The sequence below is a fragment of the Streptomyces sp. SID5469 genome (assembly GCF_009862865.1).
Classification (GTDB): Bacteria; Actinomycetota; Actinomycetes; order Streptomycetales; family Streptomycetaceae; genus Streptomyces; species Streptomyces avermitilis.
In genome coordinates, this window is the sequence record NZ_WWIN01000001.1 from 2,322,119 (window position 1) to 2,338,357 (window position 16,239).

Consider the following 16,239-nt stretch of genomic DNA (forward strand, 5'->3'; position numbering starts at 1 on the left):
TGTCCCCCGTCCTAGGCGGTGCGAAGAAAGCGGTCGAGCACGCGGACGCCGAAGTGCAGGGCCTCGACGGGGACGCGCTCGTCCACGCCGTGGAAGAGGGCCTGGTAGTCGAAGCCCTCCGGGAGCTTCAGCGGCGCGAACCCGTATCCGGTGATGCCGAGACGCGAGAACTGCTTGGCGTCCGTGCCGCCCGACATGCAGTAGGGCACGACATGTCCCTCGGGTGCGAACTCCTCGACGGCGGCCCGCATCCTCGCGTACGTCACCGAGTCCACCGGCGCCTGGAGGGCCACCTCGCGGTGCTCGAACTCCCACTCCACGTCCGGCCCGGTGAGCCGGTCGAGGGTCGTGCGGAACTCGTCCTCACCGCCGGGCAGATAGCGGCCGTCGACATACCCGACGGCCTCCCCCGGAATCACGTTGATCTTGTAACCGGCGCTCAGCATGGTCGGGTTGGCGCTGCCCCGGACGGTCGGCTCGACGAGCGCGGCGGCCGGGCCGAGCTTCTTCAGCAGGCCGTCCATGTCGTCCATGTCGTCGAGGTCGTCGAGATCGGCGTCGATGCCGTAGACCGCCGCGAGTTCGGTGAGCGCAGCGCGCACCGTCGGCGTGAGCCGCAGCGGCCACGCGTGTGCGCCGATACGCGCGACGGCGGCGGCGAGGCGGGTGACCGCGTTGCTCCGGTTCACCTTGGAGCCGTGGCCCGCCCGGCCGTGGGCGGTGAGCTTGAGCCAGCCGGTGCCACGCTCGCCCGCCGCGATCGGATAGAGCTGTCGGCCGGCGCCGTCGTGGAAGGTGAACGCCCCCGACTCGCTGATGCCTTCGGTGCAGCCCTCGAAGAGCCCGGGGTGCCGGTCGGCGAGGAAGCCGGAGCCGTCCACGGCGCTCGCCTCCTCGTCGGCGGTGAAGGCGATCACGAGGTCGCGCCGGGGTCGCACGCCTTCGCGCGCCCAGTCCCGTACGACCGCGAGGATCATCGCGTCCATGTTCTTCATGTCGACCGCGCCCCGGCCCCAGACCACGCCGTCGCGGATCTCCCCGGAGAACGGATGCACGCTCCAGTCCGCGGCCTGCGCGGGCACCACGTCGAGGTGACCGTGCACGAGGAGGGCGTCGGCGAGGGGGTCGGTGCCCTCGATGCGCGCCACGACGTTCGTACGGCCCTCGGTGCGCTCCAGCAGCGTGGGCTCGAGACCCGCCTCGGCCAGCTTCTGAGCCACGTACTCGGCGGCGGGCCGCTCGCGGCAGTCCCCGCCGCCGCGGTTGGTCGTGTCGATGCGGATGAGGTCGGAGGTGAACCGTACGACCTCTTCGAGTGCCGGTGCTTCAGCCATACTGCTCCTCGACGGCGGCCGAGACGATCGTGGTGACCGCCTTGAAGGTGCGGATCCCCTCGTACATGGTCCCGCTGGTGTACGACACCTTCCGCTCTCCGATGCGCCCCACACCCGGCACGACGGTGGCGGCCATCGCGAGGTGCTCGGCGTCGAACTCGAGCGCCACGGTGAACGGCCCGCCCACGACGGGTTCGTGCGGCACGGCCAGCGAGGCCGCCTCCTTGGCCGCGGCACGGATGTCGGCGGCGGTCCTGGACGGCGTACGGCACACGGCCGCGTAGCGCGAGACATGGTCCTTGACGGCGACCTTGAGCGCCTCGGGCGCGTATCCGAGCGCGTCCTCGCAGGCCACGTCGTCGCCCGTGACGAGGACGACCGGCACCCCGTACTCGGCGACGACGTGGGAGTTGAGCAGTCCTTCGCTGGCCCGCTCGTCGTTCACCCACACGCCGGTGATGGAGTTGGCGAGGTAGGTGTGCGCGAGGACGCCCTCCATGCCGGCGCCCGCGTGGTAGCCGATGAACGCGATGCCGTCCACGTCTCCGTGCTGTACGCCCTCCACCATGGACAACGACTTGTGGCGGCCGGTGAGCATCTCCGCCCGCTCGTCAAGCCGTTCGAGCAGGAGATTGCGCATCGACCAGTGTGCCTCGTTGATGAGCACGTCGTCGGCGCCGCCGTCGAAGAAGCCGAGCACGGCCGCGTTCACGTCGGAGGTGAACATCGACCGGCACCGCTCCCACTGCGGGGTCCCGGGCAGCACATCGGCCGGCCAGGTCACACCCGTGGCGCCCTCCATGTCGGCGCTGATCAGGATCTTCATACCGCGTCACGCTACGCGCTGACGAACCCCCGGGCCAGGACCCGCGTCGCCGGGTGTGGAGGCGGCGTTACTCGTCCGCCCGCGGCCCGGCGTCCCGCTGCCGGTCAGGCCCCACGCCCTGCCAGCAGCCACCTGGACGGCAGTTCGATGCGCGTGCCGTCGGGCCGGTACTCGGTGGTGACGAGGGGCAGCTCGCCGCTCGCGAGAACCGTGAGACCTGCGGCGTCGAGGTAGGCGGGGACCGCGGCGTCCGCCACCTCGCCGGGGGCGATGCCGTGCCGGAAGACGGGTGCGAGCTTGGGCGGCGGTCCTTGGGGGCTCCGCGCCAGGCCCTTCAGCACCACTCCCGCGGCCTCGGCGAGTTCGACGAGGAAGAGCCGGCCGCGGTCGCCCAGCAGGGTCGCGATGCCGTCGACGAGCGGCTGCCGGTCGTCGGGCTCGCACTGGTGGAGCACGCCCCGCATATATATGTTGGCGTCGCCCAGTTCGGCGTGCAGGGTCTCGGCCTCGGTCTTCTCGGCCGCGTCCAGCAGCCGGTACGTGGCCTGGCCCGCGGGGTCGGCACGACGGGCGTGGTCGAGGGCCGCGGCCGACAGATCGGCGCCCACGACGTGCGGGAAACGGTCGGCCAGGAAGCGGGTCTGGGTGCCGTTGCCGCAGCCCAGGTCGACGAGGGGCAGGCCCGGGGCCGTCAACCGCGGCTCGAACAGTGCCAGATGGACGCCCGCGGTCAGTATGGGCTCCGCGTCCCAGAAGACGGCCCCCTGTCCTTCGGGGGCCTCGCGCCAGAAGCCCTCCCAGGCCTCCCGGTACCTACTCGTCACGCTCATGCCCAGCTCCCCGGGGTGCGACCGCAACCCGTCGGACCTGACGGGTCAGATCGGTCTACCGCGCAGGGCGCGCGGCCACAAGCACGTGACGCATTCCGTTACCGCCCGTTCGGTCCGCGTACACCGATCACGGCGGCTCAGCGTCTCGGCAGTGTCAGTTCGAACCACACCGTCTTGCCCGCGCTCGTACGGCTGGCCCCCCATTCCCGGGCCAGTGTGCTGACCACCCGCAGACCCCGCCCGAACTCGTCGGCAGGTCCCGCGCCGCGCAGCGACGGCAGCGTGTGGTCCTCGTCATCGACCTCGCACAGCAGGGTCTCGCCGCGCACCAGACGCAGCTCGACCCGACGGCTGCGGGCATGGCGTACGGCATTGGTGACCAGCTCGCCGACCATCAACTCGGCGTTGTCCGCCAGGCTGTTCAGTCCCCATTCGTGCAGTTGCTCACGCACCGCCGCACGCGCCCGGCCCACCTCGACGGGGTCGAGGGCGAAGCGCCACAGGGCGACGTCCTCGGGGGCGATGCCGCCCAGCCGGGCCATCAGCAGCGCCACGTCGTCCTTGCGTCCGCCCCGGACGTTGAGGGCGCGGATGATGGTGTCGCAGGCGTCGTCCATGGAGGCGGCGGGGTGGGCGGCGGACTCGCAGAGGGTGGCGAGACCCACCCCGATGTCCTCGCCGCGCACCTCGACCAGGCCGTCGGTGCACATCACCAGCCGGTCCCCGGGCGCCACGGGCACGCGTACCGACTCGAACGGCACCCCGCCGACGCCGATGGGCGCACCCGTCGGCAGGTCGAGCAGTTCGCTGCGGCCGTCCTCGGCGCGGACCAGCACCGGGGGTATGTGGCCCGCGTTGGCGATCTCCAGCTCGCTCGTGATCGGGTCGTAGACCGCGTACAGACAGGTCGCGAGGTAGGTGTCGCCGAGCCGCTGGGCGAGGTCGTCGAGGTTGCGCAGCAGCTGGGCGGGCGGCAGGTCGAGCGCCGCCATGGTCTGTACGGCCGTACGCAACTGGCCCATCATCGCGGCGGAGTTCAGGCCGTGACCCATGACGTCGCCGACGACCAGGGCGGTGCGGGAGCCGGGCAGTTTCACCGAGTCGAACCAGTCACCGCCGACCCGTCCCAGCAACGTGCCCGGCAGATAGCGGGTCGCGATGTCGCAGCCGGCCATGCGGGGCGCGATGTGCGGCAGCATGCTGTCCTGGAGGGTCTCGGCGACGCTCTCCTGGTAGGTGTACATGCGCGCGTTGTCGAGCACGAGGCCCGCGCGGGCGGCGAGTTCGGCGCCGGTGACCCGGTCCATGTCGTTGAACTCGACGCGCTCCGGATGCCGCAGCAGGATCATGAAGCCGAGCACCACGTTGCGGGCCTTCAGGGGCACGACCAGCATGGAGCGGTTGTTGATGAGCGGCCGGATGTCGCGCTTCTCGAACTGCGCGGCGATGGCGTGCCCCATCTGCTCGCTGATGCGCGGCACGAGAACGGGCTGCCCGCTGGTCATGCACTGGAAGAACGGCGTGTGCGCCGGGAACGGCATGGCCTCGCCGACCGGTACGACGTCGTCCCAGCGGCCCGGTTCGTCGGTGTGCTCGACGGCGACCCGGTGCCACATCGTGGTGGTGTCGGGCACGCCGTCGGGGAAGCCCTCGCCGGCGACGACCTGTTCGCGCAGATAGGTGCCCGCGACGTCCGTGAAGCGCGGTACGACGGCCTTGCTGACCTCGATGATGGTCTGCGCCAGATCGAGCGAGGTGCCGATGCGTCCGCTGACCTCGTTGAGGAACTCCAGGCGTTCGCGTACGGCGACGTACTCGAGGTCCTCGCCCTCGTCCTGGACGTCCTGCGGCACGCTCTCGCCCGACGCCACCGCCCTGGCGGCCCGCTCGCGACGCGCCTTGCGCTCCGCCCGCCGGGGCACACCCCAGTCGGGAGTGACGGGCACCCGGTCGTTCTGACTGAACTCCAGTACGGGATAACCCAGTTCGAGAACCTGCGAGACGATGCGCGCGCTCTCGCCGACGCTCATGCTGGGCAGGATCTCGGGCAGTTCGCGGGCCAGCTCCTCGGCGCCGGGGAAGTCGGTGTGCAGGGCGAAGCCGGGCGCGATGCGCTCGACGGCGACGCCCTCGGCACCCCGGGCGTCGGGGCGCAGCGCGTCCGCGTCGGCGGCCAGCACCAGCAGCCGCTCGGGGCCCGGGCCCACCAGGGGGTACGCCCACCACAGCACGTCGATGCGGTCACGCTCCGGCACCCGGAGCCGGGCCCGGCCGGCGGCCGGGTAGGAGAGCCATCCGCCGAGGGAGGACTCCAGGTCGGGGCCCAACCCTTCATACGCCGCGTACGCACCGTACGGCGCGATCTCGTCGTCGGGGAGCGCCCCGGAGACGGGGAGCAGGTCGACGGCGGGACGGCCCACCGCGTCCTCCCTCGATGTGCCGAACAGCCGGCGTGCGCCCCTGCTCCAGTGCGAGACCAGGCCCGCACGGTCGACGACGACCACGGCGAGGGGGATACGCCCGGCCGCGGTGGCCCGCTCCACCGCGCCGTGCCCAGCTCCGTGGCCGGAAGGTGCGCCCCACTCGGTGCCACGTTCCATGGCCCAGGCCCTCTCTCCCCACGGCTCCGCAAGATCTGTGCCGCCCTCACCACGGTACGGCGGCGGTCGGTCGCGATGTGTGGCAATACGGGAATTTGAGTCTCCGGGGGCGGCTCCGGCGTACGACACGGTCCGCACGCGCTCCGGTCCCGCCGGGGAGAGCCGTCCGGCGGGTCAGTCCTCGTGTCCCGGTCGGGTCAGTCCTCGTGCCCCAACTGCAAGTCGCGTTCCGTCCTGCCGCCCCCGGCGACCTGGAGCACGGTGGCCACCGGCGGATAGCCCGCCGCGATGACCGTGTACTCCCCCGACGAGAGATCGACGAACCGGAACGTTCCGTCACCGCCCGTGGTGAGCGTGTCGACGACGTTGCCCGCCGCGTCCAGCAGCGTCACCCGCGCGTCCTCGACGGGCCGCCCACCCCCGGCCCGTACCGTGCCCCGCAGCACCGCACCGCCGGCCAGTTCCACGTCCTGCCGGGTCTCACGCGCGGCCTGCACGGTGACGGGGAGCGCGGCCGGACGGAACGCGGGGGCGCTGGCGGCCAGGGTGTACTCCCCGGCCACCAACTCGGTGATGACGTAGCCCCCTTCGCGTCCGCTGCGGGTGGTGGAGACCACCTCGCCGTGGACGTTGGTGAGGGTCACGATGGCCTCGCGCACGGGGGTGCCGTCCGCCGTGAGCACGCTCCCGGCGAGCCTGCCCGCGCCGCCGAGCACGACGTCCAGTTCCACCGGACGCTCGCCGACGGTCACCGACACGGCCTGCGGCTGGTGGCCGCCCGCCGCGGCGATCAGGACGTACGACCCTGATCCGGGCGTGGACAGCGCGTACCGTCCGTCCTCGCCGCTGGCCCCCCGTCCGATCTGCTGCCCCGCGACGTCGATGAGGGTGAGCGCGGCGCGCGGCACGACGGTGCCGTCGGGGTGCTGCACGGTGCCGCAGACGGGCACACCGGCGGCGTACGGCGAACGCGCCTGCGGGACCTGGGCGAGGGAGACGGGCTCGGCGGGGGCGTTGTGGGACACCAGTGGTTTCTCCTTGAGAAAGAAAGCGATGAGCAGGCCCAGGACGAGCACCGGCACGAGGAAGAGGAAGATGCGCGGCATGGCGTCGGCGTAGGCGGCGACATAGCCGTCGCGCAGGTCCGGGGGAAGCGCGTGGACGAGTTGCGGGGTGAGGGACTCGGGGTCGGGAAGCCGGGCGCCCGCGCGCGTGGGAAGGCGTTCCTCCAGCGCGTCGGCGAGCCGATGGGCGAACAGTGTGCCGAACACGGCGGCGCCGACGCTGCCGCCGATCTGCCGGAAGTAGTTGTTGGCGCTGGTCGCGGTGCCCAGGTCGGCGGGGCGCACCGAGTTCTGCACGGCGAGGACCAGGACCGGCATCACCATGCCGATGCCGGCGCCGAGGACGGCCATCCAGATGCTGTACTGGAGCCGGGGCGTGTCCGCTTCGAGCCGGGAGAGCAGCCACATGCCGACGGCGGCCAGGACGCTGCCGAGGATCGGCCACATCCGGTACCGGCCGGTGTGGCTGATGAGCTGCCCGGCGATGATCGAGGCGCCGACGATCCCCGCCATCATGGGCAGCATCAGCAGTCCGGACTCGGTGGCCGAGGCGCCGTCGACCATCTGGAGGAAGGTCGGCAGATAGCTGGCCGCGCCGAACAGCGCGACACCGATGACGAGTCCGACGAGCCCGGTGACGTTGAAGACGGAGTCCCTGAACAGCCGCAGGGGGATGAGGGGTTCGGGCGCGAAGTGCTCGACGACCAGGAAGAGGACGGCCGCGACGCACGCGCCCGCGCCGAGCCCCAGGATGATCCGCGAGTCCCACGCGTACTCGGTGCCGCCCCAACTGGTGAGCAGTACCGCGCAGGTGGACGCCACGGCCAGCAGCAGCGCCCCGAGAACGTCGAGGCGCGCCTTGGTGAGGGGCTTGGGCAGTTTCAGCGCGACGGTGACGACGGCCAGGGTGACCAGGCCGAAGGGCGCGTTGATGTAGAAGCACCACCGCCAGGAGAGGTGGTCCGTGAAATAGCCGCCGAGAAGGGGCCCGGCGACGGAGGCGAGACCGAAGGCGGCGCCGATCAGGCCCATGAAGCGGCCGCGTTCGCGTGGCGGGACGATGTCCGCGATGATCGCCTGGACGCCGATCATGAGTCCGCCGGCGCCGAGGCCCTGGATCGCGCGGAAGGCGATCAGCTGATCCATGGTCCGCGCCCGGCCGGCGAGCACGGAGCCGACGACGAAGACGACGATCGCGAACTGGAAGACGCCCTTGCGGCCGAAGAGATCGCCGCACTTTCCGTAGACGGGCAGTGCGACGGTGGCGGTGAGCAGATACGCGGTGATCGCCCAGGACATCCTGTCCAGACCGTGCAGCTCGCCGACGATCTTCGGGAGCGCGGTGGCCACGATCATCTGCTCGAGGGCGGCGAGCAGCATGGCGAGCATGAGGGCGCAGAAGACCAACCGCACCCGGCGCGGGCCGAGTTGCGCGGGCCCGGGCGCCGGTGGGGCGGGGGTGTCCGAGGGCTCGGCGGCCGGCTCGTCCTTGACCAGAGTGGTCCCGCCCACGTCTCGCTCCCCATCGTCGCGCTCGCCGCACAATTGCCGCTTTCCGCGACAACTACGAGCAAGCGCGACGAGTTACGGCGTACTACCGCAGGACCGGGAGATCCACTCGAAACGGTGAGGGTGGCAACGCGCCCCGGATGATTGCCTCTTGGGCTACTTCTCCATCGCGGCGGCGAGGTTGGCGAGTTCCGCGTCGTAGATCCGGGCGAGGCCCTTGGGCGCGAAGGTCCTCTCGAAGAAGCCGCCGATGCCGCCGGCGCCGTTCCACACGCTGGTGACGACGACGCGGGACTTGCCCTCGCCGGCCGGGGTGACCCGCCAGGTGGTGACCATCGAGGAGTTGCGGTCCTTCTCGACGAGCTCGCCGTCGGTCGGCTCGGTCACCTCGAGGAGGCAGTCGCGGACGCGCTTGCTGGTGGCCTGGAGCTTCCAGTGGACGAGGGTGCCCTCGCCGTCGCCGCCCTCGCGCACCTCGTACTCGCTGAAGTGCTCCGGCAGCACCTTCGCGCGGGCGTCGCTGTAGTCGGCGAGGGCGTCGAACACCTTCTCCGCGTCCGCCGCGATGATCCGCTCCGTCGTGGCTTCGACCTGCGCCATTGCGTTCCTCCAGCACCTGGATTCTCGGGGTTGACGGTCAGCCAACCACCCCGTGGCCCGGCCGCCCAAATCGGGGTGCCCCTCAGCCACCGAAAGGCGAGGTCGCACGATCAAGGGAACATGTGTTCTATTCTGTGGTCAGTGCTACCGAGGAGGCGTCATGCGCTGGGAGAACCTCACAGCGGGCCCCGCCGGGGACCCCGCCCGAGACGCCGCGCTGTTCGGCGCGGACGCGGTGACCACCCGTACCTTCGACACCCCGGAGTTCCGCGGCATCACCTTCCACGAGATCCGGGCCCGCTCGATCGTGAACCGGGTGCCGGGGGCCTCGCGCATGCCGTTCGAGTGGACGGTGAACCCCTATCGAGGCTGCACACACGCGTGCGTGTACTGCTTCGCCCGCAAGACGCACAGCTATCTGGACCTCGACACGGGTCTCGGCTTCGACTCGCAGATCGTGGTCAAGATCAACGCGCCGGACCTGCTGCGCCGCCAGCTCGCCTCACGCCGCTGGCACGGGGAGCACGTCGCGATGGGCACCAATGTCGACTGCTACCAGCGGGCCGAGGGCCGCTACCAGCTCATGCCCGGCATCATCGCGGCCCTGCGCGACCACGCGAACCCCTTCTCGATCCTCACCAAGGGCACGCTGATCCTGCGCGACCTCGACCTCCTCGAGCAGGCCGCCGAGGTCACCGACGTCGGCATCTCCGTGTCCGTCGGCTTCACCGACCACGAGCTGTGGCGCACCGTCGAACCGGGCACCCCGGCCCCGGAGCGCCGCCTGGACGTCGTGCGCACCCTGAGCGAGCACGGCATCGGCTGCGGCGTCCTGATGGCCCCGGTCATCCCCTTCCTGAGCGATCAACCGGCCCAACTCCGCGCCACCGTACGGGCGATCGCCGCCGCCGGGGCCACCTCCGTCACGCCCCTGGTGCTGCATCTGCGGCCCGGCGCCCGGGAGTGGTTCATGGCCTGGCTCGAGCACCATCACCCGTACCTCGTGCGCCGCTACGAGCGCCTGTACGCGGAGGGCGCGTACGCCCCCAAGTGGTACCAGCGCCGGATCACCCGTCAGGTCCACGAACTGGCCCAGGAGTACGGCATCGGCCCCACGCGCGCGGGGATGCCGCGCCGGATACCCGAACCCGAACCCGAGACGCCGCCGACGCCCGAGCCGACGCAGCTCACGCTGCTCTGAGGGCATCCGAGCGCATCCCGCTACCCAATTGGGTCAAGTCTCGACAGAACACGTTCTTCCGGGCGCCGTTTCCGGGACGATGCGGCGAGGGCCGTGACACCCGCGGTCCGACACCCTGCGTCCTGGGAGGCCTCGCTTGAGAAAACGCGCAGCCGTGCTGTGCGGTGCCGCCGTGATGGTGGCCGGGATGCTCACCACCGCACCTGCCGACGCGAGTGCTCCACGCACCGCGCGGACCGCATCCGCCGCGAAGCTCACCTGGAAGAAGTGCGGCACCGCCGACTTTCCGAAACTGCAGTGCACGTCCCTGAAGGTGCCGCTCGACCACGCGCACCCGGGCGGGCGGAAGATCACGCTCGCCCTGTCCCGGGTCCCGCACACCGCGAAGACGTACCAGGGCCCGCTGCTGGTCAACCCCGGCGGCCCCGGCGGCAGCGGTCTCGCGCTCGCCGGATTCGTCGCGTCCTCGCTGCCCAAGGCGGTCGCGGCGCAGTACGACGTGATCGGCTTCGACCCGCGGGGCGTGGGCAGCAGCAAGCCGGCCCTGGACTGCAAGCCGGGGCACTTCAAGCCGGTACGCCCGGACTCCGTGCCCAGCACTCCCGCCCTGGAGAAGGCCAACGTCTCCCGTGCGACGTCCTTCGCCAAGGCGTGCGGCACCAAGTACGCGAGCCTGCTGCCGTACCTCGACACCATCAGCGCCGCACGCGACCTGGACTCGATCCGCCAGTCGCTCGACGCCAAGAAGATCAACTACTTGGGCTACTCGTACGGCACCTACCTCGGCGCCGTCTACGCGAAGCTCTACCCGGACCGGGTACGCCGGCTGGTCCTCGACTCGATCGTCGATCCCACGGGCGTCTGGTACGACGACAACATCGCGCAGGACTACGCCTTCAACGACCGCCATCTGGCGTTCCTGGCGTGGGTCGCCAAGCACAACAAGACGTACAAGCTCGGCACCGACCCGGCCAAGGTCGGGGCCAAGTGGTACGCGATGCGGGCGGCGCTCGCCAAGAAGCCGGCCCAGAAGAAGGTGGGCGCCTCCGAGCTGGAGGACACCTTCATCCCCGGCGGCTACTACAACGGCTACTGGCCCCACCTCGCCGAGGCGTTCGCGGCCTATGTGAACGACAAGAACTCCGACCCGTTGGTGAAGGCGTACGCGAACTTCGGCGCGGTCGACGCCGCGGGAGACAACGGCTACAGCGTCTACACCTCGGTGCAGTGCCGTGACGTGTCCTGGCCGCGCGACTGGAACCAGTGGCGCAAGGACAACTGGGCGGTGTACGAGAAGGCGCCGTTCATGGCCTGGAACAACGCCTGGTACAACGCGCCGTGCGCGTTCTGGCCGACGAGTTCGGCACGTCCGGTGGACCTGTCCAACAACGCGCTGCCGCCGGCGCTGCTCTTCCAGGCGACGAACGACGCGGCCACCCCGTACGAGGGCGGCGTGACCGTCCATCACCTCCTGCGCGGCTCCAGCCTGGTGGTCGAGCAGGGCGGCGGGAACCACGGCATCACGCTGAGCGGGAACGCCTGTCTGGACAAGCACCTGGCGACATATCTCACCAACGGAAAGGTGCCGCACGGCGGCGGCGACATCGACGCGGTGTGCAAGAAGGTGCCCGACCCGGCGCCGTCGAGCACCAAGGCGTTGCCCTCCGCGGCCCGCGGCTCGGCGCTGCACGGGCTGCTCGGCTTCCGCGGCTGAGGCCTCGCGCGAAACGGCCGCGGCCCGTCGGGGGCGTTGTCAGACCCATGGTCCACCATGGACGCATGAGTGAACTGACCCGCGTCCCCGCCCCCGACGGGGTAGCCGCGGCGGCGCGGGGCCGCCGGATCGTCGAGCACCCGCGCGTACGTCCCGGTCGCCGCCGGGATGCCGCGGTGGTGGGCACGTGACCGGCGTCCTGGTCCGGGAGATGACCCTCGACGACTGTCACCACGTCTCCACGATCCGCATCCGCGGCTGGCAGACCGCCTACGCGGGGCTGATACCCCAGTCGTACCTCGACGCGCTCGACCTCGACGCGGACGCCGAGCGGCGCCGCACCCATCTGGTCAAGGGCGACGGCACGATGGTGAACCTGGTCGCCGAGCGGGCCGGTGAAGTCGTCGGCTGGGCCTGCCACGGGCCGTACCGGGACGGTGAAGTCCGCACGCGGGACGCCGAGTTGTACGCGATCTATGTACGCCCCGATGAGGTGGGCAAGGGTGTCGGGCAGGCTCTGCTGCGGGAGTCGACGCGGCGGTGCGCGTCCGCGGGACACCGGCACATGTTCCTGTGGGTGCTGAAGGAGAACGCCCCGGCGCGGCGCTTCTACGAGCGCTCCGGATTCGCCCCGGACGGCGCCGAGGAGCCCTTCGAGGTGCACGGCGTCACGGTGCCCGAGGTGCGGTACGTCCGCGCCCTCGGCGCTCCCCACCGAGGCGGGCGCGGTCCCGCTACTCCCGAGGCGCCCGCGGCCCCGGCAGCCGCTTCAGTGCGCCCGCCGCCGCCTGTGCGAGCGCCGGATGCGCGAGGGCGTCCGTGAGCACCTCCCGCGCCCGGACGTCCCCCAGCGCGCCGAGCCCCTCCACACACGCGAGGGCGACCCGGCGGTACGGGTCGTGCGGCCGCAGCCTCCGCCGGAGCGTGGTGATCAGCGCGGGCACTGCCTCGGGGGCCCGCAACTCCACCAGCAGCCGCACGGGATGGAGCGCGTAGGCGACGCGCAGTTCATTGGTGGCGAGGGCGGCGGCCGCCCGGGCGGTGCGCGGATCGTCGAGCCGGGCCAGGGCGTACGCGGCGGACGCGCAGCGCTGCGGATCGCGGTGGTTGAGCAGCAGGACGAGCGCCTCGAACGCCCGCCGGTCCCCGGCCACACCGAGCCGGAAGGCGACCAGTTCCCGCGCCCACAGCGGCTGTCCCGGCTCGGTGAGCGCGGCGGCCAGCTCCTCCACATCGCCGGTCGCCAGCAGACGCTCGTAGGCCACCGAGGCCCCCGCCTCGTTCCGTAGACGACGCTCCGTGAGTGATCGCAACTCTTCGTCCATGAGGCCGAGCCTAGGCAACCGACTCGGTCTCCGGGGACGTACATCACAAACACGGGGGCTGGCGCGCTCGTTACCCGCGGGTTAAGCTCAATCGAGCGAGTTACCCACTCGCGGATTTGCTTATGACGGCCTGGTGACGCAGCCGTCGTGAGTGCTGGTCGGTTCGGTACCTCAGGTACCTCATCACGGCACGGCTCCGGGACAGAGCCGGTCGGTCCTCACCGTTCCCCGGGCGTGTGCACGCCCCCGGACGGCACCGGGCGTGTGCGCTCGTCAGCCCGGCAACACCCGCACTCCTCGCATCCCTTCGCACCGTGTGCGCCCGCCGGCGCACCCGCGTGCGCTCCTCAGCCGTCACCCTCATTCCTGGAGTCCCGCGATGGCCACTCCCCCGTTTGACCCCTCTCTGTCCCCGCTGAAGACCGTTGCCGTGATCGGCCTCGGCACGATGGGCACCGGCATCGCCGAGGTCCTCGCCCGGGCCGGCCGCGAGGTCGTCGGCATCGACATCAGCGAGGCCGCCGCCGGCCACGCCGTCACCGCCCTGGAGGCCTCGACCGCCCGCGCCGTGCAGCGTGAGCGGCTGACCGAGCAGGAGCGCGGCGACATCCTCGCCCGCTTCCGCACCTTCACCGACCTTCAGGCCGCGGCCGACGCCGACCTGGTCATCGAGGTGACCCCGGAGTCGTACGAGATCAAGCAGCAGGTCCTCCGCGCCCTCGACGGCATCGTGCGTGCGGACACCATCCTCGCCACCGGCACCAACGCCCTCTCGGTCACGCGTCTCGCGGCCGACTCGGCGCACCCCGAGCGCGTCCTCGGGCTGCACTTCTTCAACCCGGCGCCCGCGATGAAGCTGGTCGAGGTCGTCTCGTCCGTGCTGACCGCGCCCACCGCCGTCGCCGCGGTCACCAACCTCGCGCTCGACCTCGGCAAGGAGCCCGTCGCGGTCGGCGACCGCCCCGGCTTCGTCGCCGACGGGCTGCTGTTCGGCTACCTCAACCAGGCCGCCGCGATGTACGAGGCGAAGTACGCCTCCCGCGAGGACATCGACGCCGCGATGAAGCTGGGCTGCGGACTGCCCATGGGCCCGCTCGCCCTGCTCGACCTGATCGGCGTCGACACCGCGCGCACCGTCCTGGAGGCCATGTACGCCGAGTCCCGCGACCGCCTGCACGCCCCCGCGCCGATCCTCAAGCAGCTCAGCGAGGCGGGCCTGACCGGCCGCAAGTCGGGACGCGGCTTCTACTCGTACGACGAGCCCGGCAGCGCCACCGTCGTGCGGGACGCGCTGACGCCGCTCTCCGGAGGACCCGGGGAGCAGGGCCGTACGGTCCGCTCGGTCGGCGTCGCCGGCTCCGGCACCATGGCGTCCGGCATCGCCGAGGTCTTCGCGAAGGCCGGGTACGAGGTCGTCCTCGCCGCCCGCAGCGAGGAGAAGGCGCAGACGGCCAAGGCCCGGATCGGCAAGTCCCTGTCGCGTTCCGTCGACAAGGGCCGGCTCACGGCCGAGGCCGCGGCCGAGACCCTGGACCGGATCACCCCGGCGGGCTCGTACGACGCCTTCGCGGACGTCGATCTCGCCCTGGAGGCCGTCGCCGAGGACCTGGAGATCAAGCAGCAGCTGTTCGCCACGTTCGACAAGGTCTGCAAGCCCGGCGCGATCCTCGCCACCACCACCTCCTCGCTGCCCGTCGTCGCCTGCGCCCGTGCCACCTCGCGCCCGCAGGACGTGATCGGCATGCACTTCTTCAACCCGGCTCCGGCGATGAAGCTGGTCGAGGTGGTCCGCACGGTCCTGACCGGTGACGATGTGCACGCCACGGTCCGCGAGGTCTGCGCCAAGATCCGCAAGCACCCCGTGGACTGCGGCGACCGGGCCGGATTCATCGTGAACGCGCTGCTGTTCCCGTACCTGAACAACGCGATCAAGATGGTGCAGGAGCACTACGCGACGCTCGACGACATCGACGCCGCGATGAAGCTGGGCGGCGGGTACCCGATGGGACCCTTCGAACTCCTGGACGTCGTCGGCCTCGACGTCTCCCTGGCCATCGAGAAGGTCCTGCACCGCGAGTTCCGCGACCCGGGCCTGGCCCCGGCGCCGCTCCTGGAGCACCTGGTGGCCGCGGGCTGCCTCGGCCGCAAGACCGGCCGTGGTTTCCGCGAATATGCCAAGCGCTGACCGTCCCGACGACTGGTTCGCGGACAGCCCCGACTGGGGCGGACTCCTCGATCCGGCCGGCCACCCCCCGCCCACGCCGGGCGGGGGGAATCCCGGACGTGCACGCTCCCCTGCGCAGATGCAGTACGTTCGGGTCATGTCCCAGCCCGCCAGGTCCTCACGTACCGCAGCCACGCCCGACGCGCCGGAAAGTGCCGCGGGCAGTCGTGCTGCCGCCCAGCGGCTCAAGATGCGCCGCGAACTGGCGGCCGCGGCGATGGAACTGTTCGCGACCAAGGGGTACGAGGCGACCACCGTCGACGAGATCGCGGCGGCCGCGGGGGTCGCGCGGCGCACGTTCTTCCGCCACTTCCGCTCCAAGGAAGAGGCGATCTTCCCCGACCACGACGACACCCTGGTCCGGGCGGAGGCGGTGCTCAACGCCGCGCCCGCGCACGAGCATCCGCTCGACACGGTGTGCCGTGGCATCAAGGAAGTCATGAAGATGTACGCGGCCCGGCCCGAGATCTCCGTGTCGCGCTACAAGCTCACCCGCGAGGTCCCGACGCTGCGCGAGGCGGAGATCGCGTCGGTCGCCCGCTACGAGCGGCTCTTCACACGCTATCTGCTCGGCCACTTCGACGAGCACGCGCACGACGACGACGCGAACGACGATCCGCTGCTGGCGGAGGTCGCCGCGTCGGCGGTCGTCACCGCGCACAACCATGTACTGCGGCGGTGGCTGCGGGCGGGCGGTCAGGGCGATGTCGAGGCCCAGCTCGACCACGCCTTCGCCATCGTCCGCAAGACGTTCGGCACCGGGATCGGCGCCGGACGGGAGACCGCGCCGCCCCGGTCGGCGCCGGCGTCCTCGTTCACCGACGGGGACGTGCTGGTGACCGTGGCCCGCGTCGACGCCCCGCTGGATCAGGTGATGCGCACCATCGAGCAGGCGCTCAAGGAACGGTCGTAGGCGCTTCGTCACCACACCGCGGCTGCGCCGCGTGTCCCCACCGCCGGACGGGCTCGATTTGAGTGCGTCCGGCGTTTTTGCGCCCTGCTCTGATCGATC

At 71.3% G+C, this 16,239-nt stretch carries 12 protein-coding genes and 1 pseudogene; 6 read left to right on the forward strand and 7 right to left on the reverse strand.

Features of this window, described 5'->3' with window-relative positions:
- Positions 1–11: 11 nt before the first annotated feature.
- The 6 genes from GTY58_RS10015 to GTY58_RS10040 form a co-directional block, all read right to left on the reverse strand.
- Positions 12–1,334, reverse strand: coding sequence for a M20/M25/M40 family metallo-hydrolase (locus GTY58_RS10015; protein ID WP_010983338.1), 1,323 nt, complete (start codon positions 1,332–1,334; stop codon positions 12–14).
- Positions 1,327–2,160 (reverse strand): M55 family metallopeptidase, encoded by an 834-nt coding sequence (locus GTY58_RS10020; protein WP_010983339.1) that lies wholly within the window; start codon positions 2,158–2,160, stop codon positions 1,327–1,329. Before GTY58_RS10020 ends, GTY58_RS10015 begins: the two co-directional genes overlap by 8 nt.
- A gap of 104 nt (positions 2,161–2,264) precedes the next feature.
- Positions 2,265–2,990: a class I SAM-dependent methyltransferase gene (locus GTY58_RS10025; protein WP_010983340.1), complete on the reverse strand. Its 726-nt coding sequence runs from the start codon at positions 2,988–2,990 to the stop codon at positions 2,265–2,267.
- 137 nt (positions 2,991–3,127) lie between these two features.
- On the reverse strand, positions 3,128–5,590 hold the full coding sequence (locus GTY58_RS10030) for a SpoIIE family protein phosphatase (RefSeq protein ID WP_010983341.1): 2,463 nt from the start codon (positions 5,588–5,590) through the stop codon (positions 3,128–3,130).
- Between the two features lie 197 nt (positions 5,591–5,787).
- Complete coding sequence (locus GTY58_RS10035; protein WP_010983342.1) at positions 5,788–8,166, reverse strand: MFS transporter; 2,379 nt, start codon at positions 8,164–8,166, stop codon at positions 5,788–5,790.
- Between the two features lie 153 nt (positions 8,167–8,319).
- Positions 8,320–8,763 carry an SRPBCC family protein gene (locus GTY58_RS10040; protein WP_010983343.1) on the reverse strand — a complete coding sequence of 148 codons (444 nt, stop codon included), beginning with the start codon at positions 8,761–8,763 and terminating at the stop codon, positions 8,320–8,322.
- Between the two features lie 160 nt (positions 8,764–8,923).
- Between GTY58_RS10040 and GTY58_RS10045 the strand changes: the two genes are divergently transcribed.
- The 4 genes and pseudogenes from GTY58_RS10045 to GTY58_RS10055 all read left to right on the forward strand — a co-directional run.
- Entirely contained in the window at positions 8,924–9,964 is a 1,041-nt protein-coding gene (locus tag GTY58_RS10045) for an Rv2578c family radical SAM protein (RefSeq protein ID WP_010983344.1), read from the forward strand.
- Between the two features lie 136 nt (positions 9,965–10,100).
- Entirely contained in the window at positions 10,101–11,678 is a 1,578-nt protein-coding gene (locus GTY58_RS10050; RefSeq protein WP_010983345.1) for an alpha/beta hydrolase, read from the forward strand.
- Between the two features lie 65 nt (positions 11,679–11,743).
- Entirely contained in the window at positions 11,744–11,869 is a 126-nt protein-coding gene (locus GTY58_RS41295; protein WP_255253725.1) for a hypothetical protein, read from the forward strand.
- A gap of 20 nt (positions 11,870–11,889) precedes the next feature.
- Positions 11,890–12,381: pseudogene (locus GTY58_RS10055) on the forward strand (GNAT family N-acetyltransferase); the annotation flags it as partial.
- A gap of 31 nt (positions 12,382–12,412) precedes the next feature.
- Here the strand turns inward: GTY58_RS10055 and GTY58_RS10060 are convergent.
- Entirely contained in the window at positions 12,413–13,003 is a 591-nt protein-coding gene (locus tag GTY58_RS10060; protein WP_037647346.1) for an adenylosuccinate lyase, read from the reverse strand.
- 379 nt (positions 13,004–13,382) lie between these two features.
- Between GTY58_RS10060 and GTY58_RS10065 the strand changes: the two genes are divergently transcribed.
- On the forward strand, positions 13,383–15,188 hold the full coding sequence (locus GTY58_RS10065) for a 3-hydroxyacyl-CoA dehydrogenase family protein (protein WP_010983348.1): 1,806 nt from the start codon (positions 13,383–13,385) through the stop codon (positions 15,186–15,188).
- 136 nt (positions 15,189–15,324) lie between these two features.
- A complete protein-coding gene (locus GTY58_RS10070; RefSeq protein ID WP_010983349.1) occupies positions 15,325–16,140 on the forward strand; it encodes a TetR family transcriptional regulator in 816 nt (271 codons plus the stop codon).
- Positions 16,141–16,239 lie beyond the last annotated feature (99 nt).